General features: G+C 73.4%; 20 protein-coding genes. 4 read left to right on the top strand and 16 right to left on the bottom strand.

The features are described 5' to 3' along the window. Positions 1-45 precede the first annotated feature (45 nt). On the top strand, positions 46-399 hold the full coding sequence (locus H4F90_RS00215) for a hypothetical protein (protein ID WP_235971886.1): 354 nt from the start codon (positions 46-48) through the stop codon (positions 397-399). Here H4F90_RS00215 and H4F90_RS00210 read toward each other — a convergent pair. Then, positions 381-1,325 (bottom strand): hypothetical protein, encoded by a 945-nt coding sequence (locus tag H4F90_RS00210; protein WP_182660339.1) that lies wholly within the window; start codon positions 1,323-1,325, stop codon positions 381-383. The genes H4F90_RS00215 and H4F90_RS00210 overlap by 19 nt on opposite strands. A gap of 154 nt (positions 1,326-1,479) precedes the next feature. Here H4F90_RS00210 and H4F90_RS00205 point away from each other — a divergent pair, with 154 nt between their 5' ends. Next, on the top strand, positions 1,480-2,604 hold the full coding sequence (locus tag H4F90_RS00205) for a YeeE/YedE family protein (RefSeq protein ID WP_182660337.1): 1,125 nt from the start codon (positions 1,480-1,482) through the stop codon (positions 2,602-2,604). Here the strand turns inward: H4F90_RS00205 and H4F90_RS00200 are convergent. The 8 genes from H4F90_RS00200 to H4F90_RS00165 all read right to left on the bottom strand — a co-directional run bounded on the left by H4F90_RS00200 (position 2,556) and on the right by H4F90_RS00165 (position 11,222). Then, a complete protein-coding gene (locus H4F90_RS00200) occupies positions 2,556-3,116 on the bottom strand; it encodes a serine O-acetyltransferase (protein WP_182660335.1) in 561 nt (186 codons plus the stop codon). The two genes, H4F90_RS00205 and H4F90_RS00200, sit on opposite strands and share 49 nt — an antisense overlap. A 42-nt stretch (positions 3,117-3,158) precedes the next feature. Next, positions 3,159-3,974 (bottom strand): enoyl-CoA hydratase, encoded by an 816-nt coding sequence (locus tag H4F90_RS00195; protein ID WP_182660333.1) that lies wholly within the window; start codon positions 3,972-3,974, stop codon positions 3,159-3,161. A 50-nt stretch (positions 3,975-4,024) separates the two neighbouring features. Then, positions 4,025-5,266 carry a DUF3108 domain-containing protein gene (locus H4F90_RS00190; protein WP_182660331.1) on the bottom strand — a complete coding sequence of 414 codons (1,242 nt, stop codon included), beginning with the start codon at positions 5,264-5,266 and terminating at the stop codon, positions 4,025-4,027. Further along, positions 5,263-7,089 carry a M61 family metallopeptidase gene (locus H4F90_RS00185; protein ID WP_182660329.1) on the bottom strand — a complete coding sequence of 609 codons (1,827 nt, stop codon included), beginning with the start codon at positions 7,087-7,089 and terminating at the stop codon, positions 5,263-5,265. Before H4F90_RS00185 ends, H4F90_RS00190 begins: the two co-directional genes overlap by 4 nt. Before the next feature lie 40 nt (positions 7,090-7,129). Continuing rightward, the gene (locus H4F90_RS00180; protein ID WP_182660327.1) at positions 7,130-7,591 is read right to left on the bottom strand and encodes a DUF3429 domain-containing protein; all 462 of its coding nucleotides are present in this window, start codon (positions 7,589-7,591) and stop codon (positions 7,130-7,132) included. A 39-nt stretch (positions 7,592-7,630) separates the two neighbouring features. Beyond that, positions 7,631-9,010, bottom strand: a complete 1,380-nt coding sequence (locus H4F90_RS00175; RefSeq protein WP_182660325.1) for an FAD-binding domain-containing protein — start codon at positions 9,008-9,010, stop codon at positions 7,631-7,633. Between the two features lie 74 nt (positions 9,011-9,084). After that, the gene (locus H4F90_RS00170; protein WP_235971884.1) at positions 9,085-9,894 is read right to left on the bottom strand and encodes a DsbC family protein; all 810 of its coding nucleotides are present in this window, start codon (positions 9,892-9,894) and stop codon (positions 9,085-9,087) included. A gap of 113 nt (positions 9,895-10,007) precedes the next feature. After that, the gene (locus tag H4F90_RS00165; RefSeq protein WP_182660323.1) at positions 10,008-11,222 is read right to left on the bottom strand and encodes an FAD-dependent monooxygenase; all 1,215 of its coding nucleotides are present in this window, start codon (positions 11,220-11,222) and stop codon (positions 10,008-10,010) included. An 84-nt stretch (positions 11,223-11,306) separates the two neighbouring features. Here H4F90_RS00165 and H4F90_RS00160 point away from each other — a divergent pair, with 84 nt between their 5' ends. Further along, the gene (locus tag H4F90_RS00160; protein ID WP_182660321.1) at positions 11,307-13,814 is read left to right on the top strand and encodes an AsmA family protein; all 2,508 of its coding nucleotides are present in this window, start codon (positions 11,307-11,309) and stop codon (positions 13,812-13,814) included. A 39-nt stretch (positions 13,815-13,853) separates the two neighbouring features. Here the strand turns inward: H4F90_RS00160 and H4F90_RS00155 are convergent, their stop codons facing one another. Next, a complete protein-coding gene (locus H4F90_RS00155) occupies positions 13,854-15,686 on the bottom strand; it encodes an ATP-binding protein (RefSeq protein ID WP_182660319.1) in 1,833 nt (610 codons plus the stop codon). Positions 15,687-15,827: 141 nt separating this feature from the next. On the opposite strand from H4F90_RS00155, the gene ychF reads away from it, so the two are divergent. Beyond that, complete coding sequence (gene ychF, locus H4F90_RS00150; protein WP_182660317.1) at positions 15,828-16,922, top strand: redox-regulated ATPase YchF; 1,095 nt, start codon at positions 15,828-15,830, stop codon at positions 16,920-16,922. 42 nt (positions 16,923-16,964) lie between these two features. Here the strand turns inward: ychF and H4F90_RS00145 are convergent, their stop codons facing one another. From H4F90_RS00145 to H4F90_RS00120, 6 genes are all read right to left on the bottom strand, one after another. Next, positions 16,965-18,389 carry a sensor histidine kinase gene (locus H4F90_RS00145; RefSeq protein WP_182660315.1) on the bottom strand — a complete coding sequence of 475 codons (1,425 nt, stop codon included), beginning with the start codon at positions 18,387-18,389 and terminating at the stop codon, positions 16,965-16,967. A gap of 46 nt (positions 18,390-18,435) precedes the next feature. Then, positions 18,436-19,158, bottom strand: a complete 723-nt coding sequence (locus H4F90_RS00140) for a response regulator transcription factor (RefSeq protein WP_328700777.1) — start codon at positions 19,156-19,158, stop codon at positions 18,436-18,438. Positions 19,159-19,305: 147 nt separating this feature from the next. Further along, positions 19,306-20,562, bottom strand: coding sequence for a putative Na+/H+ antiporter (locus H4F90_RS00135; RefSeq protein WP_182660313.1), 1,257 nt, complete (start codon positions 20,560-20,562; stop codon positions 19,306-19,308). Positions 20,563-20,692: 130 nt separating this feature from the next. Continuing rightward, positions 20,693-21,031 (bottom strand): P-II family nitrogen regulator, encoded by a 339-nt coding sequence (locus H4F90_RS00130; protein ID WP_182660311.1) that lies wholly within the window; start codon positions 21,029-21,031, stop codon positions 20,693-20,695. A 13-nt stretch (positions 21,032-21,044) separates the two neighbouring features. Further along, positions 21,045-22,385, bottom strand: coding sequence for an ammonium transporter (locus H4F90_RS00125; RefSeq protein ID WP_182660309.1), 1,341 nt, complete (start codon positions 22,383-22,385; stop codon positions 21,045-21,047). Positions 22,386-22,611: 226 nt separating this feature from the next. Continuing rightward, positions 22,612-23,373, bottom strand: coding sequence for a TorF family putative porin (locus H4F90_RS00120; protein ID WP_182660307.1), 762 nt, complete (start codon positions 23,371-23,373; stop codon positions 22,612-22,614). Positions 23,374-23,413 lie beyond the last annotated feature (40 nt).

Genomic DNA, 23,413 nt, shown 5'->3' with positions numbered 1-23,413 from the left:
GCCTAGACTGCAACCCACCCCGTTCCAAGGACGACCATGGCCCGCATGACTGCCCCCGCATCCGTCCGTCTCCGCCTGCGGCGGGCTGCCCCCGTGGCGCTGCTGGGCCTGCTCTTCGGCCAGGCCGGCCTGCATGCCGAGCCGGCGATCTACCAGGGCGCCGACCTGGCCCTGGGCCGCAAGCTGATCCAGGAGAACCGCTGCGACGCCTGCCATGCCGACAAGACTGGCGGCAAGCCGCATGCGATCTACCGCCCCGGCGGGCGCCTGACGAACGCCGGCCACCTGCGCGGCATGGTGGAGCAGTGCAACACCGAGCTGAACCTGGGCCTCTTCCCCGAGGACGTGACCGCGATCGCCGCGGTGCTCAACCGCGAGCACTACCGCTTCAAGGACTGAGCACAGGCCTGGGCGCGGGCCAGGCCGCCCCAGGCCTCGAAGCGGGCACGGGCCGCGGCCTCGATGCGCTCGGGCTCCAGATAAGGCTGGGCACGGTCCCGGCTGCCGGGGAAGACCAGCACCAGGGTCGGCGGCACCGTCCAGCCCTTGCCCGTGAAGGGCGGCTTGCCGCGCAGCTCGCGGTAGTTCACCGGTTCGGCCGTCTTGCCCAGCAGGCGGCCGTTCAGGGCGACCGAGCCTTCGCCCAGTTCGCCCGAGGGACCGCTGTCGCCCACGACGGCCCCGACCGGCTCCATGCGGTCGAGCCGCAGCGCCATCACCAGATCGCCGATGCCGGCCCCGCGGGCGGCAAAGCCCGAGGGCTTGCCGGCGCCCGGGCCCTTGGGCAGCACCAGGGCCGGAACCTGCAGCGCATCGGCGTAGCGGGCCGGGTCGCAGACATCGGCCACGCCGGGGCGCTGCAGCGCGGTGGCCGAGACCAGGTAGCCCTCGACCGCCGGACAAGGCTTGCCGTCGCGGAAGGGCAGGATGGACGGCGCCAGCCGGGTCGCACGCAGGCGATCGGCCGGCCAGCCGGCCGCCGCGGCCTGCTCGGTCAGCAGGCGGCGCTGGCGCAGGCCCTCGGCGTCCAGGCCGGCGCAGGCATCGCTCATGGCATTGCAGAGGTTGTTCAGCGCCTCGCGCTCGCCCCAGAAGTCGTCGACCCGGTAGCTGCGGCGGGTGCCATCGGTGTTGACGTTCAGGCGCTCGATGAAGAGCAGGGCCTGGCCGTCGGCATGCACCGGCGTGCGCCCCCCGGGGGCGTTGCCATCCTTCTGCTCGAAGGCCAGCGGCATCGCGCAGGCGTCGGGCTCGGCCCGTGCCCCGGGCAGCAGGAGGAGAAGGGCCAGCGCGAGGGGGGCGAGACGCCTGAACGGAGCGGACATGGGGCTTCCTGGACCCGGCCCGGCGGGCCGTCTGCCGGAGATTCTGGCGGCCCCTCGGGACCGGACCGAGCCCCCGGGCCGGGGCCCGGGCCGGCCCGGGGCGGCCCGGGGCGGCCTCTAGAATCCTCGGCTTTTCGCCCGTCTCCCAAGCGCCATGGACCTCGACGTCGCCGCCCTCACCTTCCGCGTGCTTGCCCTCGGCGGCCTGATCGGCCTGCTGCTCGGCGCGGTCGGCCAGTGGTCGCGCTTTTGCACGATGGGGGCGCTGACCGACCTCTACACCTTCGGCGAAGCGAGCCGCATGCGGATGTGGCTGCTGGCCGCACTGATTGCGATCGCGGGCACCCAGGGCCTGCTGGCGGCCGGTGTGCTGCAGCTCGATGCCGCGGTCTACCTGCAGCCGCGGCTGAGCTGGTTGAGCCACCTGCTCGGCGGCGCGATCTTCGGGGCCGGCATGGTGCTGGCCTCGGGCTGCGCGACCCGCTCGCTGGTGCGCGCCGGGGCCGGCAGCCTGCGTTCGCTGGTGGTGCTGGGGGGGGTGGCCGTCAGCGCGCAAATGAGCTTGCGGGGCGCCTTCGCCGGCCTGCGGGTCGACGGCCTCGACCGGGTCGCCGTCGAGCTGCCGCACGCGGACCTGCCGCGCCTGCTGGCTGCGGGCCTGGATCTGCCGGTCGACACCCTGAGGCTGGGCCTGGTCGCGCTGCTGCTGGTCGCGGGCGGGCTGTGGATCCTGCGCGGCCGCGCGCACCTGGGCGCGGCCCAGTGGATCGGGGGCGGCGTCGTCGGCCTGCTGATCGTCGCCGCCTGGGTCGTCACAGGCCTGGTCGGCCACCTGCCCGAGCATCCCGAGACCCTGGAGGCCGCCTGGGTCGGCACCGGCAGCCGCCGGCCGGAAGGCCTGAGCTTCGTCGCGCCGATCGGCGCCACGCTGGCCTACCTCGAACTCGCCTCGGACCAGAACACGGTGCTGAACTTCGGCATCGCGCTGGTGATCGGCACCCTGCTCGGCAGCGCGGCCAGCGCGCGGCTGCGCCGCGAATTCCGCTGGGAGACTTTCGCGAACGTGAGCGACACGGCCCAGCACCTGGTCGGGGCCGTGCTGATGGGTTTCGGCGGGGTGCTGGCCGTGGGCTGCACCTTCGGCCAGGGCCTGAGCGGCCTGTCGCTGCTGACGCTGGGCGCGCCGCTGGCGCTGGCGGGCTTCGCGATCGGCTCCTACGCGGCCTGGCGCTACCTGTCCTGGCGGCTGGAGCGTGCCGCGGTGGTCTGCGGCGGCTGAGTGCCGTCAGTTGGATCTGAGTAACGGTCGGCAGACGGAGGCAGCACGCGGGCGGGGATGCCCACGGCCACGGCTCCGGCCGGGACGTCGTCCACCACGACGGCATTCGCACCGACCCGGCAGTGATCTCCAAGGAGCACTCCCCCGAGAACCTTGGCGCCTGCCCCCACCATCACATCCGCACCCAGCACGGGCAGGCCGGGCCGCGGCCCAGTCCCCAAAGTGACTTGTTGCAGCAGGAAGGCGTTCGGACCGATCCGGGCTCCCGGATGGATCACGATGCCATTGGGGTGGAGCATCATCAGGCCGCCATCGATGCAGCTGTTGAGCGGGATGTCGGCACCGGTCACGACCGACCAGAAGCGGTGCCTGAAAGCGGCCCAGGCGCGAACGGGCGCCCCCAACGGTCCAGGGTGGGCACGCTGGTAGGCGCGCAGCGCTCGCAGCAGTTGCCGCGATGGCGCCCAGTCCCAGGGACGGCAAGCCTCTCGCGACCAGTCGGGCACCAGCATCTGGTCCCGGTCGCCTGGATCCTCTCGCATCCAGCCCCCCGATCAGCGGTGCGTGAAGACCGGCTTGCGCTTGGCCAGGAAGGCGGCCATGCCCTCCTTCTGGTCCTCGGTGGCGAACATCGCGTGGAACTGGCGGCGCTCGTAGGCGATGCCTTCGGCCAGCGGGCCTTCGAAGGCACGGTTCACGCAATCCTTGGCGGCCAGGATGGCCAGCAGCGGCTGGCGGCCGATGGCGTCGGCGGCCTTCTGCGCCTCGTCCAGCAGGCTGGCAGCCGGCACCAGGCGGGCGACGAGGCCGGCGCGCTCGGCCTCTTCGGCGCCGATGGTGCGGGCCGTCAGCACCATGTCCATGGCCTTGGCCTTGCCCACGGCGCGCGGCAGGCGCTGCGTGCCGCCGGCGCCCGGGATGATGCCGAGCTTGATCTCGGGCTGGCCGAACTGCGCGGTGTCGGCGGCGATGATGAGGTCGCACATCATCGCCAGCTCGCAGCCGCCCCCCAGCGCGTGGCCGGCCACCGCCGCGATCACGGGCTTGCGGATGCGACGGATCGTCTCCCAGTTGCGGGTGATGAAGTCGCCGCGGGTGGCGTCGGCGTAGCTCAGACCGGCCATCACGCCGATGTCGGCACCGGCCGCGAAGGCCTTCTCGCTGCCGGTGATGACGATGCAGCCGATGCCCTCGTCGGCGTCGGCCTGCAGGAGCGCGGCGCCCAGCTCGTCCATCAGGGCATCGTTCAGCGCATTCAGCGCGGCCGGGCGGTTCAGGGTGATCCAGGCGGTGGCCAGGGGCGCGCCGCCGCGACGGTCGAGCAGCAGGTTCTGCGGGGCGGGATCGAAGCTGGGGTAGGCGACAGACATGGTGGGCAAGGAGAACGGAAGGCCCCGGACCGGAACGCTTCAGGAACACTTCACTTTAGCGTCTGGCTCGCCGGACTCGCGGGCCGGGATGTGACAGGTACTTCACGCAAGCGTTCCGACAGCTCGAGATCAAGCCGGTTGCCGCGCCCGTCGCTGACCCGCATCCGCACCGGCATCCAGCGCAGGGAGGGCGCGAGCCAGGCCTCGATCGCATAGGTGCTGGGATCGCCGCTGCGGCGCGGGCGCAGATGCCATGCAGGAATCGGACCCTCGGGCGTGTCGACCGGCTCCAGCGCCAGCACGTCGTAGATCCAGCCGTCCACCCGGCGCGGCAGGGCCAGCGTGATGTCGACGGCATCGCCGACCGCCAGGGCCTGGGCCTGACGCGCGAAGCGCCAGGCCAGCTGGATGAACTGGCTGGCGCCGTCCTGCACATCGGGCGGCACCTCGACCTGGCGCCCCTGGGCCAGGGTCACCCGGCCCGGGGCGAAATCGACCCGCGCCCGGCGCTCCGGCGCAAAGGCGATGCGGGTGCGTTCCTCGTAGTGCTCGGGCATCAGGCCCTGGCGGGTGATCCGGCCGGCGCTGGTGGTGTGCCGCTGCAGCAGCGGCGCAAAGCCCGGGCCGACGGTGACATCCAGATGCACCTGGTAGCGACGGCCCTCGCGCAGCCAGCGCACGGCGGCCGTGCCATGCACCTCACCGCGCACGTCGCCCCCGAGCCGGTAGCGGATCTCGGTCGAACCCGGCCAGGCGAAGCCGTCGATCAGCAATTCCTTGCCCACCAGCTCCCCCTCGTCCGAGGCCGCAGAGGCCAGGACCGGCAGCCCCGCCGCGCTGGCCGCCGGCGGTGGCGCGCTGGCGGCCAGCAGCGGCGCACTGGCGGCAGCCGGCGGCGGCCGCGAGGCGGAAGGCTCGGGCGGGGGCGGGCCGCCCTGTGCGAGCAAGTCCGGCTCCGCCGGCGAGGACGCTGCCCGAGGCGAGGAGGCCGGCAGCTGCGGCAGGGGCGGCACCGGGGGCGGTTCCGCGGGCGGGGCACTGGCCGGTGGCTCCGCCGGCCGGGCGGCGGCCAGCGGGTCCGCCGCGGGCGGCGGGGCCGGCGCGGCGGCAGGCGGCGGCGGCGGCGCGGCGGCAAGCGGCAAGGCCGTGACGAAATCGGCCGACATCCGTTCGATCGACGCGCCGGCGCGCGCCGGCAGCAGCTCGGCCAGGCCGCCCAGCAGCAGGCTGTGGACCAGGATCACGGCGGCGGCCAGCAGCAGCAGGCCGCGGCGGCGCAGCAGGGACCTCACCGCGGTCGGTCGCCGCCGCCCAGCCAGGCCTCGCGCCGGGCGCGGGCCTCGTCCGGGGCATCGGTCCGCGGGCTGAGCTTGACGCTGGACTGCACCGGGCCGCTGGCATCGAGCTGCAGCTCCAGCAGACGACGGTCGCGGGCGGCCAGCAGGCGGCGCGGGCCGTGGAAGGCGCCGTAGAGGGCCAGGTCCTCGGCCTTGCCCAGGCGCCAGCCGTCGACGGCGAGCAACTCGTCGCCCGGCGCCAGACCGGCCGCCGCGGCGGCGCCGCCGCGCAAGACGCTGGCCAGTTTGAGCTGGCCGCCCGACTCGCTGAGCCGCGCACCCAGGCGCTGGGCCGGGGTCGGCGCGTCCTCGGACCAGCCCAGGCCGACGCTGCCCAGCAGGCTCGGCAGCGGCAACTCGCCGCGGCCGTGGACCCAGGCGTCCAGCTCGGCATCCATCGAGCGGCCGGCCACGGCCGCCAGCTCGCGGCGCAGCAGGGCTTCGTCGAGCGCGCCTTCGCGGCCGGGGTCGGCCGTGCCGCAGCCGGTGGCGACCCACAGACGGCGCATCAGGGTGTCGAGCGTGCCGCGGCCTTCGCGGCGCAGCGTCAGGTCCAGGGCCAGGGCCACGAGCGCACCCTTGGTGTAGTAGCTGACCGTCGCGTTGACGGTGTTCTCGTCGGGCCGGTAGTACTTGATCCAGGCATCCAGGCTGGCCTGGGCGACGCTGCTGATCTGCCGGCCCGGGGTGGCCAGCACCTGGTTGATCGTGCGGGCCAGGCCCTTGAGGTAGCTGGCCTCGTCGATCAGGCCGGCGCGCACCAGGAAGAGGTCGTCGTAGTAGCTGGTGAAGCCCTCGAAGAACCACAGCAGCTCGGTCGGCTGCTCGCGCGCGTAGTCGTAGGCCACATAGGGCGCGGGCTTGAGGCGCTTGACGTTCCAGGTGTGGAAGTACTCGTGGCTGATCAGGCCGAGGAGCTGGGTCAGGCCCTCGCTGGGGCCCCCGGCGCCGGGCGCGCCCTCCACATCGACCAGGGCGCGGCGCGGCAGGTCGCGCCGGCCGCAGGCCAGGGCCGTGCTGGCGCGGTGCTCCAGGCCGCCGTAGCCCTCGTCGCTGGCGTGCAGCATGAACACGTAGTGCTCGAAGGGCGGCTTCTTTACGCGGCGGCGGCCGCGGGCATCGGTCTCGGCATGCCAGAAGGCGATCTGCGCCTCGCAGATCTGCTGCGTCATGGCCAGCAGGCGTTCGCCGTCGAAGCCCGGCGGCGCACCGCTGACGACGAAGCGGTGCGGCACGCCCTGGGCGCGGAAGCCGCCCGACCAGAAGGGGCCGAGCTCGAAGGGATGGTCGAGCAGCTCGTCGTAGTCGGCCGCCTCGAAGCGGCGCGGCGACTCGCCCTGGCCGGCGGCCGGGCGCATGGCGGTGGCGACCTGCCAGCCGCGCGGCAGCGGGCCGAGCTGCAGGGCATGGGCCTCGGCCTCGCGGCCGTGCACGCGCAGACAGAGGCTGCTGGCATTGAAGAAGCCTCGCTGCGCGTCGAGCCAGGCCGCGCGCACCGAGGGGTCCAGGGCATGGGCCTGGTAGCGCAGGGTCAGGGCGCCGCGGCCGCGGCAGTGCACCGTCCAGCTCGCCTTGTCGCGCCAGACGATCTCGCAGGGCTGGCCGCCCTGTTCGGCCTGCAGGCTGTGCAGGTGGCGGGCGAACTCGCGCACCAGGTAGCTGCCGGGGATCCAGACCGGCAGGCTCAGCACCTGAGCCTCCGCCGGCTGCGGCACGGTGAGCGTGATGTGGAACTGGTGGCTGGCGGGCTGGGGCAGCTCGATGCGGTAGCGGATCATCGTCGCGGGCGCGGCGGGCGCCCCGGCAAGGAAAAGAAGCTCAACTGCCGGCCGCGGCCAGGAAGCAGCTCAGGGCGGCCACGGTGCTGAGCCGGAAGCGCAGCGTCAGCCAGGGCGCCAGGCCCAGGGCGGGGTAGCTGCGGCGGTCGACCAGGTAGCAGGCGATCAGCAGCCCGCCCAGCACCACCAGGCCGGCGTAGGCCGGCATGGTCAGCCCGATCCAGGCGATCAGGGAAGGCAGCACCGCCCAGCGCAGCCGGGCCACGCGCAGCGGCCCTTCGGGCAGGCGCATGGCCAGGCCCCAGTGCAGGCCGCCAAGGAAGCTGGCGATCAGCGCGGCATAGCCGGCCAGGGCATCGACCACATAGGGATGGGCCTCCTCGTTGACGATCCAGACCAGTGCGGCCCCCAGCACGAAGGGCAGCAGGCCGGCCAGGCCCAGGCGGGTGGCCAGCAGGGGCACGGGGCCGGCAGCGTCGGGGGCGGAGGAAGGCGCGGACATGGTGGCGGGTGGGCGGCAGCAGGCGGGAAGAACCGGGCCTCAGCCCGGAAACAGCGACAGTGTGCCCAAGCCGGCGGCCCCCGCCGCGGCCCAGGGCCGCAGCCGATCCTCCAGATGCGGGGCCAGGGCCTGGCTCTGCGCATACCAGCGGCTGAAGGAGGTGCAGGAGCCGGCCGGATCGGCAAACAGCGGCGGCGGCGCCGACGGGGCCGCCAGGCCGGCCAGCAGCCTGGCGTAGCCCGACTCGGGGGCCGGCGCGGCGCGCAGCGGCCGGCCCTGGGCGCGCAGGCTTTGCAGCAGGGGCGCGGCATCGCCGATCCAGACCCGGTCGCAGACCGCCGCCATGCGCGCCAGCACCCAGGCCCAGCGCCGCGCCGACCAGGGCCGGGCCGCATGCGCCGGCAGGTGCAGCAGGCCCAGGCGCTGCGGACGGTCACCGACCGGCGGCTCGCCCAGGGCCCAGGGGTGGACCAGGTCCAGCGCGGCGGTGGCGGGGCCGAGTTCAGCCAGGTCGTCCAGCCGGCGCAGGCCGGCCAGGATCTCGGCGGACGGCTCGGCCCGGAGCGCAGGCGGCTCGACGGCCGGATGCGCGCCGGGCTCGGGCCCGCTGGCGCGGCCCTGGCGGGCCAGCTGCTCCAGCGCCTCGTAGCTGCGGTCGATCAGCGTGCCCGCCGAGCGCCAGGCGCGGGCGGCCGCCGCCGGCGCATAACGCGCCACATTGTCGGCATTGAAAAGATAGGGCTTGGACGAGAAGCTGCCCGCCACCCACTGCCAGCTCAGGTGGTTGCAGGCCAGGTCGCCGTCGAGCAGGTGGCCGTAGAGCCAGTCGGCCGCGACCCGCCAGTCGACCTTGCGCAGGTGCACCAGGTAGCTGGCCAGCCACATGCGGGCGTGGTTGTGCAGGTAGCCGCTGGCATAGAGCACGCGCACCGCCTGGTCGATGGCCGGCACGCCGCTGCGGGCTTCCAGCACGTCCTCGGGCAGGCGGGCGCGGTAGGCGGCCGGGCCGGCGGGCAGGCCCTCGGGCCGCAGGGTGTCGAGGATGGCGTCGCCCCGCCGCGCCCGCACGTGGTGGAAGAAGGCGCGCCAGCCGAACTCGAAGACCAGCTTGTCCTCGTAGCCCAGGCGGTGGCGGGCGGCCAGCGCGGCCAGGGCCGCGCCGGGCTCGATCAGGCCGTGGGCGAAATAGGGCGAGAGGCCGGAGACCGCGCCGTCCAGCGCATTGCGGCTGCGCGCGTAGCTGGCGGGCTTCAGCGCCGCCAGCCGGGCCCAGGCGGCCTGGGCGCTGGGCGGGAAGAGGTGCAGGGCGGCGGGGATGCCGGCGGCCTGCAAGGCGGCCAGGTCGGCCGGGCCGGGGGCCCAGGCCGCAGGGGCGTCGGATGCGGGGGAGGACGCGATGGGCGCGGGGGCGAGGCTCATCGAACCGCAGTCTAGGCAGGCCCTGCCCGCCCTGCCGGCGCTCGGGCTTGGCCGCGGGGGGCCGCCCGCCCGCCTCAGCCGCCCTTGGCGATCTCGCCCAGGCGGCGTTCCAGCTCGGCGGCCGGCACCATGCCCGGCACCCGCGTGCCGTCCTCGAAGACGATGGCCGGCGTGCCATTGACCTTCAGCTTGCGGCCCAGCTCGAGGTTGCGCTCGATCGGGTTGGCGCAGTCGGCCGCGGTCCTGGCGGGGTTCACGCCGTCGAGCATCCAGCTGCGCCAAGTGGCCGTGCTGTCCTTGGCGCACCAGATGGCCTTGGACTTGGTGGCCGAGTCCTCGCTCAGGATGGGCATCAGGAAGGTGTAGACGGTCAGGTCCTTGGCCTTGCTCAGCTCGGCCTCGAAGCGCTTGCAGTAGCCGCAGTTGGGGTCGCTGAAGACGGCGATGCGGCGCTTGCCCGTGCCCGTCTTCCAGACGATCGCGTCCTTGAGCGGCAGGCTCGCGAAATCGACCGCGGTCAGCTTGTTGATGCGCTCCTCGGTCAGGTTGCGGCGGCTGGCGGTCTCGATGATCTGGCCCTGCACCAGGTACTGGCCGCTGGCATCGCCATAGACCAGGTCGCTGCCGATGCGCAGCTCGAACAGTCCGGGGATCGGCGTGGGCCGGATCTCGTCGATGCGCGGCAGGCCGGGCAGGCGCTCGCTCAGCACCTTGCGCAGGCGCTTGTCGGTCTCGGCATCGACCGGACCGGCCGCCGCCTGGGCCTGGGCCGGTTCGCTGCGCAGCAGCCCGGCCAGCGCCAGCAGGCTGCCGGCCCCCAGGAGGGCGGCCAGGGCCCAGCGGGCGGCAGGACGGCGCGGGAGGGGCATCGACAGGACAGGCATCGGGGGAACTTTCAGGGCCAGGAGGAGGCTGCGCCGCAGCGCAAGGCAAGAGGACGGGCCGGCCTGGGGGGCCCGACCCGGACGGGAGCAGACCCGGCCTGCACCGGCAAAGTTCAGCCGCCCAGGGCCTGGGCAGCCAGCCAGCGCTTGGCGGGGGGGAGGTGGTCGAGCAGGCCGAGCCCGAGATTGCGCAGGCCGGCCACCACGGGCTGCGAGGGCGCGAACAGCTGCCAGAGCCCGTCGGTGGCCCGGGCCATGGCGGCGGTGGGGCCGGCGCGGCGGCGGACGTAGCGGTCGAGCAGGCGCGGGTCGTTCGTCGCGCGCCAGGCCTCGCGGACCCGGGCTTCGCCCAGCACGGCGGCCAGGGCCGCCACGTCCGCCAGGCCGAGGTTCAGGCCCTGGCCGGCCAGGGGATGCACGACATGCGCGGCATCGCCCAGCAGCAGCCAGGAGGCCGGATCGACGCCGGGCGCACGCGGCCCGGCCGGATGCAGCGCGGCCTCGGGCACCGGGCCGTGCCAGCGCTCGGCCCGCACCAGGCGCAGCGGCCAGCAGGCGCGGGCGGCAGGGTCGGGATCGGCCAGGCGCAGCGTGCCGGCCACGCCGCCGGTGGCGTCCTGCAGGGCGGCTTCCAGCGCCTCGGCGGGCGCATCGCGCAAGGCCTCGGCCCGGGCCTGCGGCAGCGACCAGACCAGGCCGTAGCCGGCCGCGGCCGGTCCGGCCGCCCCGTCGAAAGGCAGCAGGGCCAGCACCGCGGGCGAGGCGAAGCTCTGCCAGGCCCGGCCCCGGTGGGGACGGTCGGCCTGCAGTCGGGTGGCCAGCGCAGCCTGGCCGTAGTCGCTGCGGATGCGGCGCGCGCCCCAGCGGGCCGCGGTCTCGCCGTCGCGGCCTTCGCACAGGGCCTGCAGCGGTGCGGCGCAGGGCTGCTCGACGGCCTGCACATGCGGGGCGTAGCGCAGGGCGGTGGCCAGCGCACGGTCGAGCGCAGCGGCATCGACGATCCAGGCCAGGGCCTCCTGGCGCTGCTGCCAGGCGCTGAAGGCCAGCTGGCCGCCACGGTCGCCATGCACCGCCATCTCGCGCACCGGGGTGACGACGCCGGGCTGCTCGGACAGGGCCTCCCACACCCGCAGGGCCTGCAACAGGCGGCGCGAGGCGGCATTGAGCGCATAGGTGCGCGGATCGGGCCGGGAACTGGGCGGCCGCGCGGCGCCGGCGACCCAGGCCACCGGCAGCCCCTGGTGCGCCAGCGCGAGCGCCAGGGCCATGCCGACCGCGCCGCGGCCCTGGATGCACACGGCCGGTTCCGGGGCGCTGCGGGGTTTCATGCGCCGCATTCTAGGAAGGCCGGCCAGGCCTGCGGCGCTACCATGAAGCGCAGCCCTGACCCGCCCGAACCCCCGCACCCCACCATGCCGACTTGGATCCAGCGCCTGCTGATCGCTCTCGCCGCCGTGCTCGCCCTGCTGGTGCTGGCCGCTGGCGTGCTCGTCGCCCGCTTCGATGGCGACGACATCCGCAAGCTGCTGGAGGCGCAGGTGGCCGAGCGCACCCAGCGCACGCTCAAGCTCGACGGCCCGGTCGGCCTGGCGCTGTGGCCCAAGGTCGCCGTCACCCTGCACGGCGTGCACCTGAGCGAAGCCGGCCAGCCCGACGAATTCCTGCGCGTCGACGAAGCCCGGCTGGCCGTGCGCGTGCTGCCGCTGCTGAGCGCGCAGCGGTTGGAGGTGGACGCCGTCCAGGCGCGCGGCGTGCAGATGGCCCTGCGCCGTGACGCGCAGGGCCGCCGCAACATCGACGACCTGATCGCGCTGGGCCGCGACGATGCGGCCTCGGCCAAGGACCCTTCGGCGCCCGGCAAGCCCCTGGCCTTCTCGGTCGACGGCCTGGCGCTCGACGACCTGCGCCTGCTCGTGCAGGACGTGCCAGCCCGGCTGGACGGCCAGGTGCAGATCGAGCGCCTGCGCAGCGGCCGGCTGGCCGAGGGCGAGGCCACGCCCATCGAGCTGCGCCTGCAGGCCAAGCTGGCCGAGCCGCCGGTCGATGCCGCGCTGAGCCTGGACGGCACGCTGCGCTTCCGCCTGCCGGCCGACCAGCCGCCCAGCGTGGCCCTCGACGGCCTGAAGCTCGGCCTCAAGGGCAGCGCGCTGGGCGTGCAGGCCATCGACGCGAAGCTCAGCGGGGCGCTGGACTGGGATGGCAGCCAGCAGGCCCTCGACGCCCGCGGCCTGCAGCTGGAGCTGGCCGCACGTCCGGCCGGCGCCCGGATCGAGACCCTGCGCCTGGCCGTCGAAGGCCTGGGCTTCAAGCCGGCCCGCCAGCGCATCGAACTGGCCCGGCTGGCGCTGGAGCTGAAGGCCGCCCTGGGCCCCGCCGATGCGGCGCAGCAGCTCGTCGCGCAGCTCGACTGGCCGGCGCTGTCGGTCGAAGGCCAGGGCCTGTCGGGCAGCCCGCTCAGCGGCAGCGCGCGGCTGGCCGGGCCGGTGGCCGGCGGCTCGCGCGAGCTGCAGCTGCAGCTCGGCTCCCAGGCGCCGAGCGGGCGCTTCGAGAAGATCGTCGTGCCGGGCCTGAAGCTCAGCCTGAGCGGCAGCGAAGGCAACCGGCAGATCGCCGCCCAGCTCGACGGCGACCTCAGCCTGGCGCCGCAGCCGCTGGCCCTGAGCCTGTCCCCGCTGAAGCTGCAGCTCGACCTGAAGGACCCCACCCTGCCGCCGCTGGCCCTGCAGGCCCAGGGCCGCCTGGCCCTGCAGCAGCCGGCCGGCGCCCCCGCCCGCCAGCAGGCGGAAGCCCAGCTCAAGGGCACGCTGAACGGCCAGGCCTTCGAGACCCTGCTGGACGCCGTGCTCGGCAGCGGCGTGCCGCGCCTGGGCCTGCAGGCCAGTTTCGGCACGCTGGACCTGAGCAGCTTCCTGCCGCCGGTCACACCGTCGGCCGCCTCGGCACCGGCCGGTGCAGCGTCCGCGGCCGCGGTCGACGCGCAGAAGATCGACCTCTCGCCGCTGAAGGCAGTGGACGCGACGCTGAAGCTGCGCGCCGGCACCCTCATCCTGCCGCCGCATCGCATCGAGCAGGCCGAGCTGGCCGCCCGCCTGAAGGACGGCAAGCTCGACCTGAGCCAGCTCGACGGCCGCGCCTGGGGCGGTCGCTTCCAGGCCACGGCCCAGGCCGATGCCGGCAGCGGCGCGCTGGCCCTGGGCCTGGACGCGAACGACGTCGACCTGCACGCGATGCTGGGCGCGCTGGCCGGCTTCGACAAGCTCGAAGGCCGCGGCAAGCTCAGCACCCGGCTCAACAGCCGCGGCCCGACTGTCGGCGCCCTGAAGCAGGCCCTGGGCGGCAGGCTGGCCCTGCAGATGCGCGATGGCGCGGTGCGCGGCATCAACCTGGCCAAGACCTTGCGCGACTGGCGCGGCGCGATCGCCGGCGGCGACGCGAAGCAGGCCAGCCAGGCCAGCGAGAAGACCGATTTCTCCGAAGTCAGCCTGAGCTTCGACATTCGCGAGGGCGTGGCCCGCAGCAAGGACCTCAGCGCCAAGAGCCCCTTCCTGCGCCTGGGCGGCGAAGGCCTGGTCGACCTCGGCGCCAGCCGGGTCGATTACGTGGCGCGGGCCACCGTGACGGGCACGCCGCAAGGCCAGGACGGGCCGGAGCTCGCCGCGCTGAAGGGCCTGACCGTGCCGATCAAGCTCGAAGGCCCCTTCAGCGCGGTGGATTGGCGCATCCGCTGGTCCGAGGTCGGCAAGGAGCTGCTGAAGCGCCAGGCCCTGGGGGCGGCCGTTGGCTCGGGGGGCGGCGCGGCCCTGGTCGACCGCCTGCTGGGTGGCAAGGGCGCACCGGCACCGGCCGACGGCGCCTCCGCCGCGCCGGCCCAGCCGAAGGACAAGGTCAAGGACGCGCTGAAGGGCCTGATCGGCCGCTGAGGCGCCACAGCAGCCCCGGGCCGGACCGCCGCGTGCGGATCAGGCCGCGGCGGCCGGATCGGCCCACTGCCGCACGACGGCGCGCAGCACCGGCAGGCTCAGGGGCTTGGTGACGACCTCATTCATGCCCGCCTCAAGGCAGGCCTGGCGGTCGTCCGCATGCGCATTGGCCGTCACGCCGATCACCGGCAGCCGGGCCAGGGCTTCGCCGGCCTCGCCGGCCCGCAGGCGGCGGGTGGCCTCCAGCCCATCCATGACCGGCATCTGCCAGTCCATCAGCACCAGGGCATAGGGGCGCTCGCGCAGGCGGGCCAGGGCCTCGCCGCCATGCTCGGCGATGTCGACCTGCCAGCCGTCGGCCGCCAGCATCTGGGTGGCGATCAGCTGGTTGACCATGTCGTCCTCGACCACGAGCAGGCGGCGCGCCCAGGCCGCAGCCGGCAGGGCCGCGGGCGCTGCGGGGGCGGGCTCGGCGGCGGGAGCCGCGGGCTCGGCGGGCGGCAGCGCAGCGGGCTCGGCCGCCGCTTCCGCCGCCGCAGCCTCGACGGCCCGAGCAGGCTGCGCGGGCTCGGCGCCCCCGGGATCCGGCCCGGGACGGGGGGGCCAAGGCAGCTCGGCTGCGTCGGGCCGTTCGCGGCCGGCCGGCAGGGGCTCCAGACGCTCGGGCGGCAGGCTGGCCGGGGGCAGGGCCGGGCGGAGCTCGAAGAGCCGGTCGCGCCAAGCGGCCAGTTCGCTGGGACGCACGTCCTCGCAGACCGGCAGCGGCAGGTGCACGGTCATGGTGGTGCCGCGGCCCTCGATGCTGTCCAGCGTGATCGTGCCGCCCAGGGCGGTCAGCAGCTCGCGCGTGATGGCCAGGCCCAGGCCCGAACCGCCATGCCGCCGGGTGGTGGTGTCGTCGGCCTGGCGGAAGGGCTCGAAGACCCGTTGCAGCGCGGCCGCCGGAATGCCGATGCCGGTGTCCCGAACCTCGATGCGCAGGCCGCCGGGCGTGTCCTCGTGCAGGCTCAGGACCACGCTGCCGTGGGCCGTGAACTTCACGGCATTGCCCAGCAGGTTGATCAGCACCCGCTTGATCAGCAGCGCATCGCCGATGCGCCAGTCCGGCAGGGCCGCGCCGCCCTGCAGATCGAGCAGCAGGCCCTTGCGTTCGGCGGCCAGGCGCACCGCCTCCAGGGCGCCGTGCAGGCATTCGGCGAGCGAGAACGGGGCCGGGACGACCGGCATCTGGCCGGCCTCGATGCGGGACAGGTCGAGCACGTTCTCGATCATGGCCAGCAAATGGCGGCCGCTGTCGTGGGCGGACTCCAGCAGGCGGCGGTCCGTCGGGCTGAGCTGCGGCCGCTGGGCCAGCAGCTCGGTCGCGCCGAGCACGGCATTCAGCGGCGTGCGCAGCTCGTGCGTCATCGTGGCCAGGAAGCGGCTCTTCGCGCTGGAGGCGGCCTCGGCCAGGTCGCGGGCGTTCTCCAGCGCCCGGGTGCGCTCGCGCACGCGGGCTTCCAGCTCGGCATTGGCCTGGCGCAGGCGGGCACGGGTCTGGCGCAGGTCGGCCACCGTGCTGCCCAGCCACAGCGCCACCAGCAGGGCGGCGCTGAGCGCGCCGAGCAGCAGGGCCTCGTCCCAGGCCGCGGCGGGCCGGCTGAGCGCCAGCACCCCCGGCACCACCGCCAGCACGACGCCCAGCCCCCAGGGCCAGCGGCGCAGCGTCGGGTCGGCGCCGAGGCGGCGATGCAGATCGAGCAGCAGCGCGATCAGCAGGAAGACCAGCAGCGGCGGCAGCAGGTCGGGCATGGCCTGCAGGGCCGGCAGCAGGCCGCGCAGGCCGGCCGGCGCCGGCCCGGTGATCAAGGCTTGCGGAGCGACTGCATCCACGACCGCGTTTCCTCCCTCCGGGGCAGCATCGGGCATCGGACAGCCCGGCCTGCTGACACCTGGCGCAGGCTAGCACCGGCGGCAGGCGGGTCCGTCCCTAAAATCTGCCGTTTTGCATTCACCTGTGACAGGTACACGGCCATGAGCCTCCAATGCGGCATCGTGGGACTGCCCAACGTCGGCAAGTCCACCCTCTTCAACGCTTTGACCCAGGCGGGCATCGCGGCCGAGAACTACCCCTTCTGCACCATCGAGCCCAATGTCGGCGTGGTCGAGCTGCCCGACCCGCGCCTGCAGGCGCTGGCCGGCATCGTCAAGCCCGAGCGGATCGTGCCGGCCATCGTCGAGTTCGTCGACATCGCCGGCCTGGTCGCCGGGGCCAGCCAGGGCGAGGGCCTGGGCAACCAGTTCCTCAGCCACATCCGCGAGACCGACGCCATCGTCAATGTGGTGCGCTGCTTCGAGGACGACAACGTCATCCACGTGGCCGGCAAGGTCGACCCCATCGCCGACATCGAGGTCATCCAGACCGAGCTTTGCCTGGCCGACCTCGGCACCGTCGAGAAGACGCTGCAGCGCTCGATCAAGGCGGCGCGCTCGGGCAACGACAAGGAAGCGGCCGCGCTGGTGAAGGTGCTGGAGAAGTGCCAGGCCGCGCTGAACCAGGCGCAGCCGGTGCGCTCGGTCGAGTTCAGCAAGGAAGAGCGCGTCATCCTCAAGCCGCTGTGCCTGATCACCGCCAAGCCGGCGATGTTCGTCGGCAACGTCAGCGAGACCGGCTTCGAGAACAACCCCTTCCTCGACCGCCTCAAGGCCTATGCCGAGAAGCAGAACGCGCCGGTGGTGGCGATCTGCGCGAAGACCGAAGCCGAGCTGGCCGGCATGGAGGACGAAGACCGCGCCATCTTCCTGGCCGAGATGGGCCAGGACGAACCGGGCCTGAACCGCCTGATCCGCGCCGCCTTCAAGCTGCTGGGCCTGCAGACCTACTTCACCGCCGGGGTGAAGGAAGTGCGGGCCTGGACGGTGGCCATCGGCGCGACCGCGCCGCAAGCGGCCGGCGTGATCCACACCGACTTCGAGCGCGGCTTCATCCGCGCCCAGACCATTGCCTTCGAGGACTACCTCGCCTTCAAGGGCGAGCAGGGCGCGAAGGACGCCGGCAAGATGCGCGCCGAAGGCAAGGACTACATCGTCAAGGATGGCGATGTGATGAACTTCCTGTTCAACGTCTGAGCCCGCGGGCCGGGCGCCTCGGCGGCCCGGCCCCTCCCCCGCTCAGCCCAGCGGCGGCGCGATCGGGAAGATCACGCGTACGCACAGGCCGCGGCCGCCCTCGCCGTCCTTGAGGATGAGGCGGGCTCGGTGGGCCTGCGCGATGTCGCGCACGATGGCCAGGCCCAGGCCGCTGCCCGAGCCCGGCGCGCCCGGGGCGCGGAAGAAGCGTTCGAGCACCTGCTCGCGCTGTTCCGGCGGGATGCCGGGGCCGTTGTCCTCGACTTCCAGCAGGGCTTCGCGGGGCGGGTCGCCCTGCGGATGGGGCACCGGCAGACAACGCACGGTGATGTGGACGGGCAGGCCATCGGGCGGGGCCGCGTACTCCAGCGCGTTGTGGATCAGGTTGGCCAGCAGCTCGCGCACCTGGTAGGCGCGGCCGAGCACGGGCGCTTCCTCCAGCTGGAAGCCCAGGTCCGCGCCGTGCTCCAGGGCACGGGGCACCCAGTCGCGGGCCGCATCGTGGACGACGGCGCGCAGGTCGAAGCGCTCGTCGCCGCCGGGCTCGCCCTGGCTGGCCTCGGTGCGGGCCAGCAGCAGCAGCTGGTCGGCCAGCCGGGCGGCGCGCAGGGCCGAGCGGTGCAGGCGCTCCAGCCCGGGGCTGGCCGGCTCGCCGAAGGGCGAGGCCATCAGGGCCAGCTCGGCTTCGGTGCGCAGCGCCGTCAGCGGGGTGCGCAGCTGGTGTGCGGCGTCGGCGATGAAGTGGCGCTGGCGTTCGTGCTCGGAAGCGGCACGCTGCATCAGCAGGTCGACGCCATCGAGCAGCGGGTTCAGCTCGTCGGGCAAGCCCTCGCGATCGACGGGCTGCGGGGCATGGAGCGGCCGCTGGGCCAGGTCGGCGCGCAGGCGGCGCAGCGGACGCAGCGTCCAGGCAATGACGGCCATCAGGCCGCCGCCGAGCAGCACGGCCGTGGCCAGGCCCTGCAGCAGGGCGACTTCGAGGGCTTCGCGTCGGGCGGCACTGCGGCGCTGGGTCGTCTGGGCCAGGCGCAGCACGCAGGGCTTGGGCCGGCCGCAGTCGATGGGAAGCTCGGCCAGGCGCAGGGACTCGCCGTCGAGCCGAACATCCTCCCAGCGCGGCTCGGTGGGCGGCCAGCGGCCGCCGGGGTTGAGATCGCGGATGGACAGGTCACCGGCCAGCCACGCCGCATGGCCATCGCTGAGGGCCCACCAGATGCGCTCCGGGCTGTGCGAGCGCAGCAGGCGCTCAAGCGCCTGGGGGGTCCCGGATTCGGCCTGGACGAGTGGATCGTCCAGGGTCGGCAGCACGGCCGCCATCGCGCGGCCGAGGTTGACCAGGGCGGCATCGGCCGCGGTCTCGCTGGCGGCGGTCCCGGCGCGCAGGTCGATCATGACCCGCAGCGGCACGACCAGGGCCGTCAGGGTCAGGGTGCCGAGCAGCAGTCGGGCGCGCAGGCTGAGCGACATGGCGGACGGGCGGGGCGCCGGCAGGCCGGGCAGCCCGCGGGCGGGATCAGGTGAGCGGCGGCAGCAGCTCGGGCTGTTCCTCGACGAGGTAGCCGAAGCCGCGCACGGCGCGGATGCGCAGGCCGGCCGGCTCGATCTTCGGCCGCAGGCGCGAGACGTAGACCTCGACCGCGTTCTCGGAGAGTTGCTCGCCCCAGCCGCTGATCGACTGGAGGATCTGCTCCTTGGCGACGACGTGGCCGACCCGGCCGAGCAGGTATTCGAGCACCGCCCATTCGCGCACCGACAGCTCGACCGGCTGGTTGCCGATCCAGGCGCGCTGGGCGACCAGGTCCATGCGCAGCGAGCCCATGGTGAGCTCGCTGTCGCGGCGGCTGCGGTGGCGGCGGGTCAGCACCCGCACGCGCGCCACCAGCTCGGCCAGCGAGAAGGGCTTGACCATGTAGTCGTCGGCGCCCGTCTCCAGACCATGCACGCGGTCCTCGATGGCATCGCGGGCGGTCAGCACCAGCACCGGCGTCTCGATGCCGGCCCCGCGCACGCGGCGCAGGGTTTCGAAGCCGTCGATGCCGGCCAGGCCGATGTCGAGGATCAGCAGGTCGTAGGGATCGGACTTCAGCGAGGCGGGGACCGGCTCGCCACGGGCGGTGGTGTCCACCGACCAGCCCTGGGAGCGCAGGGCCCGGGCGGTGGTATCGGCCACGGCCGGATCGTCCTCCGCAAGCAGGATGTGCAGGGCGCCGGCAGAGGGTTGGGGCGTAGAGGTCACGACAGGGGGGCGTTGAGACGGGCCGGCAGCCGGCCCGTCCGGTCACGGAGAGCAGCCGGCACTCTAGCAGCGCCCTCCCCGGGCTGCCGGGCCCTGCAGGCCGCGGGCCGTGGACCCGTCAACGCCTTGCAAGCCTGTGGCGGCGACTCACAGCAGCAGGAAGGCGGCCGCCGCCACCGCGGTCGGTCCGAGGGCCCCGAGCAAGAGGCCGCCCGCGCCGATCGAGCCGCCGGCAAACCCGCCGCGCAGCAAGGCCACGCCGGCGGGATTGGGCGCATTGGCGATCACCGTGAGCCCGCCACCCGCCACCGCGCCGGCCACCAGCATCACGCGCGAGGCCTGCGGCAGGTCCTCGATCAGCGAACCGAGGTAGGTCAGCGCGGCGTTGTCGGTCAGCGCGGTCAGGCCGAGTGCGCCGAAGAAGAGGGCCAGCGGCTGCAGGTCGGCCACCAGGGGCTGCAGCCACCAGCGCTGCAGGCCGCCCAGCACCACCAGGCCGGCGAGGAAGAAGCCGACGAGCAGCGCCTCCGGAAGGATCAGCCGGTCCTGATGGCGCGCATAGGCCTGGCAGAGCCCGAGGAAGACCATGAAGATCGCCAGGAAGGCCACGGGGTGATGGGCCAGCAGCACCACGCCCGCCAGCAGGGCCAGGTGCGCGGCCACCAGGGCCGGCGGCAGTGGCGCGGCCGGCGGGGGGGCCGCCACGGGCGTGCGGGCCAGGGCGCTGCGCAGCAGCCAGGTCGCCAGCGAGGCATTGAACAGCACGGCCAGCGTGGCCTTGCCGCCGAAGGTGGCCAGCATGAAGGCGCTGTCCCACTGCCAGGCGGCGGCCACCATCAGCACGGGCGGCGCGGCGTAGGCGGTCAGCGTGCCGCCGATCGACACGTTGACGAACAGCGCGCCGAGGGCCAGGTACTTCAGCCGCTCGGGCACGCCGGCGTGGAAGATGCGCGGGGCCAGCAGCAGCGCGGCCAGGGTCATCGCCGCCGGCTCGGTGATCAGCGAGCCGAGCAGGGGCACCAGCGCCAGGCCCAGCCAGGCCACGGCCAGCGGCGCCGGCAGCGGCATGCGCCGGGCCATGGCATCGACCGCCTGCAGCACCGTCTGCAGCACGGGCCGTGCTGCGGCCATCACCATCACGACGAAGACAAACAGCGGCTCGGTGTAGTTGCGCGATTCGGCGTAGGCCAGCGCAGCGGGCCCGCCCTGCAACAAGGCCATCAGCAGGATCAGCAGGAGGGCCCAGAAGCCGAAGACGACTTCCACCTCGCCCAGCAGATGCAGCAGGCCGGCATGCCGCGGGTGGCGGTGCGCGAGGCCTGCGATGAAGGGTGCGGTGAAGGTGTGGACCAGGGCCAGGCCGAACAGCAGGGCGGCCAGCAGGTCGAGGACATCGGGGCTCATGGCATGCGACAGGCTCAAGCCGCGAGGCGGCCCGACCGTCGCATGAACCTGCCCCGGCCTTGCACCGGGACACCCACGTGGAGTCTACCCGGCCCCGCAAGCCCCACGGGGCGCGGGGCCGGGCAGGGACTCAGAGCGCGTCGACGCCGGCCTCGCCGGTGCGGATGCGGATCACATGCTCCAGCGTGCTGACGAAGATCTTGCCGTCGCCGATCTTGCCGGTGCGGGCCGAGGCCGAGATGGTCTCGATGACACGGTCGACCAAGGCGTCGTCGACCGCCACCTCGACCTTGACCTTGGGCAGGAAGTCGACCACGTACTCCGCGCCGCGGTAGAGCTCGGTGTGGCCCTTCTGGCGACCGAAGCCCTTGACCTCGGTCACGGTGATGCCCCGCACGCCGACGTCGGCCAGGGCCTCGCGCACCTCGTCGAGCTTGAAGGGCTTGAGCACGGCAGTGATGAGTTTCATGGCGTGCTCCCGGTCAGTTCGCGTACTTGTAGCCGACCTCGCCATGCGAGGCCAGGTCGAGGCCGTCGGTCTCCTGCTCGGCATCGACCCGCAGGCCGCCGCAGAGCACCGAGGCCACCTTGAAGGCGATCCAGCTCGACACCGCCGAGTAGAGGATGCTGAAACCCAGGGCACCGGCATTGACGGTGAACTGGCTGGCCAGGTCGCGACCTTCCGCAAAGCCCAGTCCGCCGATCGCCGGCAGCGCGAAGACCGGGGTCAGCAGGCCGCCGACGATGCCGCCGACACCATGCACGCCGAAGACGTCGAAGGAGTCGTCCAGGCCGATCATCGGCTTGAGCTTCTCGACCGCCCACGCGCAGATCGGCGCGACGATCAGGCCCAGCAGGATGGCGCCCATCGGGCCCACGAAGCCGCAGGCCGGGGTGATGGCCACCAGGCCGGCGATCGCGCCCGACACCGCACCGAGCAGGCTGGGCTTGCCGCGGTGCAGCCATTCGACCAGCAGCCAGGCCACCGCACCGGCCGAGCTGGCCAGCATGCAGTTCACCATGATGAGCATCGCGAAACCGTTGGCGGCCAGCGCGCAGCCGCCGCAGAAGCCGAGCCAGCCGACCCACAGCAGGCTGCCGCCGGTCATCGTCATCGTCATGTTGTGCGGGGCCACGTGCGAGGTGCCGTAGTCACGCCGCTTGCCGAGCAGGGCCGCGCCGACCAGGGCGGCGATGCCGACGTTCACGTGCACGACATTGCCGCCGGCGAAGTCCTGCACGCCCAGGCCGAAGACCCAACCGCCGCCCCAGGCCATGTGGGCCATGGGCACGTAGTTGATCGTCAGCCACAGGGTCATGAAGACCAGCACCGCGCCGAAGCGCATGCGCTCGGCGAAGGCGCCGACGATGATCGGCGGCGTGATGGCCGCGAACATCAGCATGAACAGGAAGTAGAGGTACTCGGGGATGGTGCCGACCAGCGAGTCCTTGGTGATGCCCTGCATGAAGAGCTTGCCGGCACCGCCGATCACGCTCTGCAGATCCCCGCCATCGGCGAAGGTGAAGGTGTAGCCGTAGACCGCCCACAGCACCGAGACCAGCGAGGCCACGCTGAAGACCTGCATCAGGATGGACAGCACGTTCTTCGAGCGGGCCAGGCCGCCGTAGAACAGCGCCAGGCCGGGCAGCATCATCAGCAGCACGACCAGGGTGCACAGCGCGACGAAGGCGGTGTCGCCGGTGTCGAGCGTCGGCACCGGCGCCGGGGCCGCGGCGGCGGCCTCCTGGGCCCGGACCGCCAGGCTGAGCCCGGCCAGGCTGAGCGCGGCCAGGCCGCGGCGCAAAAGGGGAAATCGCAACATCGAAGGCTCCAGTCGGGGTTCCGTGAACGGAGGGTCGGACGCAGGCGGGACGGCGGCCCGCAAGGCAGGGCCCGTCTTGCGGACGGGCTCGCAGCAACCTCGCAATGCCTGTGCCAAAGTTTCTTGGAGTGAATCCATGATTCCTTTGGTTCAATCCTGTGCAAGGCTGTGCATCAGGCGCCAAAGCGGCGCAGGCTGCCGTGCGATGGGGCGTTTGCCGCCTGGCTCAGAAGCTGCGCTTGAGCATGCCGATGAGCTTGTGGTCGCCGGTGTCGACGCCGTTGATGGTGTAGAGCGCGGTGTCGGCATTCGTGCCGGCGGCGGCCACGCTGAGCTGCCAGCCGCCGTCGAAGTCCTTGGTCACGCCGACCTTGTAGTCGCTGAAGCTGAAGGCCCCGTAGCCGGCCACGCGCTGGTGGCCGGCATGCAGGTTCAGCGTCCAGCCGGGCAGGAAGGACCAGTTCACATTGGCTTCCAGGTAACCCGAGCCCTTGGAATCGCTGCCGCTGCCCAGCGACTTCCTGTTGAAGCCGAAGTAGTCGCCCAGGGTGTGCGAATACTTCAGCTGCACGATGGACCAGTTCACCGCGGCATAGGCTTCGAGCGTGTTGTAGCTCTCGCTGCCGAGCTTGGCGCGCGGGAAGTGGAACTGCAGCAGGCCGACGTCGACGGTGGCCTCGCCGACCGGCAGCACGACACCGCCATAGAGGTCGATCTCGGCGGTGGCCCCGTTCAGGGCCTCGCTGCTGACGCTGCTGCCCCAGATGCCGAGGTAGGCACCGCTGCGGTGGGCCAGGTCGAAGCCGCCCTGCACGGCCGCGCGCTCCTGCGAGTAGCTGACGCCGCGGAAGACGTACTGCGTGGCCAGCGCGATGTTGGAGGTGGCGGTGAACTCGGGCGGGACCGTCTCGGCACGGGCGGCCAGCGGGGCCGTCAGGCCGGCCAGGGTCAGCGCGAGGACGAGCGGGGTGCGGCGAAGGGCGGTCATCGTGAGACTCCAAGGGTGGGGGAAGGGACGGGGGAACACG

It is taken from the genome of Aquariibacter albus, from assembly GCF_014145335.1.
GTDB classification, from domain to species: domain Bacteria; phylum Pseudomonadota; class Gammaproteobacteria; order Burkholderiales; family Burkholderiaceae_C; genus Aquariibacter; species Aquariibacter albus.
The sequence above is the reverse complement of the archived record's forward strand: the minus strand, read 5'-3'. Positions and strand labels throughout refer to the sequence as shown.

Coding starts and splice junctions, on each gene's coding strand:
- H4F90_RS00215 (WP_235971886.1), top strand. CDS start 46: ATGACTGCCCCCGCATCCGTCCGTCTCCGCCTGCGGCGGGCTGCCCCC.
- H4F90_RS00210 (WP_182660339.1), bottom strand. CDS start 1,325: ATGTCCGCTCCGTTCAGGCGTCTCGCCCCCCTCGCGCTGGCCCTTCTC.
- H4F90_RS00205 (WP_182660337.1), top strand. CDS start 1,480: ATGGACCTCGACGTCGCCGCCCTCACCTTCCGCGTGCTTGCCCTCGGC.
- H4F90_RS00200 (WP_182660335.1), bottom strand. CDS start 3,116: ATGCTGGTGCCCGACTGGTCGCGAGAGGCTTGCCGTCCCTGGGACTGG.
- H4F90_RS00195 (WP_182660333.1), bottom strand. CDS start 3,974: ATGTCTGTCGCCTACCCCAGCTTCGATCCCGCCCCGCAGAACCTGCTG.
- H4F90_RS00185 (WP_182660329.1), bottom strand. CDS start 7,089: ATGATCCGCTACCGCATCGAGCTGCCCCAGCCCGCCAGCCACCAGTTC.
- H4F90_RS00180 (WP_182660327.1), bottom strand. CDS start 7,591: ATGTCCGCGCCTTCCTCCGCCCCCGACGCTGCCGGCCCCGTGCCCCTG.
- H4F90_RS00175 (WP_182660325.1), bottom strand. CDS start 9,010: ATGAGCCTCGCCCCCGCGCCCATCGCGTCCTCCCCCGCATCCGACGCC.
- H4F90_RS00170 (WP_235971884.1), bottom strand. CDS start 9,894: ATGCCTGTCCTGTCGATGCCCCTCCCGCGCCGTCCTGCCGCCCGCTGG.
- H4F90_RS00165 (WP_182660323.1), bottom strand. CDS start 11,222: ATGAAACCCCGCAGCGCCCCGGAACCGGCCGTGTGCATCCAGGGCCGC.
- H4F90_RS00160 (WP_182660321.1), top strand. CDS start 11,307: ATGCCGACTTGGATCCAGCGCCTGCTGATCGCTCTCGCCGCCGTGCTC.
- ychF (WP_182660317.1), top strand. CDS start 15,828: ATGAGCCTCCAATGCGGCATCGTGGGACTGCCCAACGTCGGCAAGTCC.
- H4F90_RS00145 (WP_182660315.1), bottom strand. CDS start 18,389: ATGTCGCTCAGCCTGCGCGCCCGACTGCTGCTCGGCACCCTGACCCTG.
- H4F90_RS00135 (WP_182660313.1), bottom strand. CDS start 20,562: ATGAGCCCCGATGTCCTCGACCTGCTGGCCGCCCTGCTGTTCGGCCTG.
- H4F90_RS00130 (WP_182660311.1), bottom strand. CDS start 21,031: ATGAAACTCATCACTGCCGTGCTCAAGCCCTTCAAGCTCGACGAGGTG.
- H4F90_RS00125 (WP_182660309.1), bottom strand. CDS start 22,385: ATGTTGCGATTTCCCCTTTTGCGCCGCGGCCTGGCCGCGCTCAGCCTG.
- H4F90_RS00120 (WP_182660307.1), bottom strand. CDS start 23,373: ATGACCGCCCTTCGCCGCACCCCGCTCGTCCTCGCGCTGACCCTGGCC.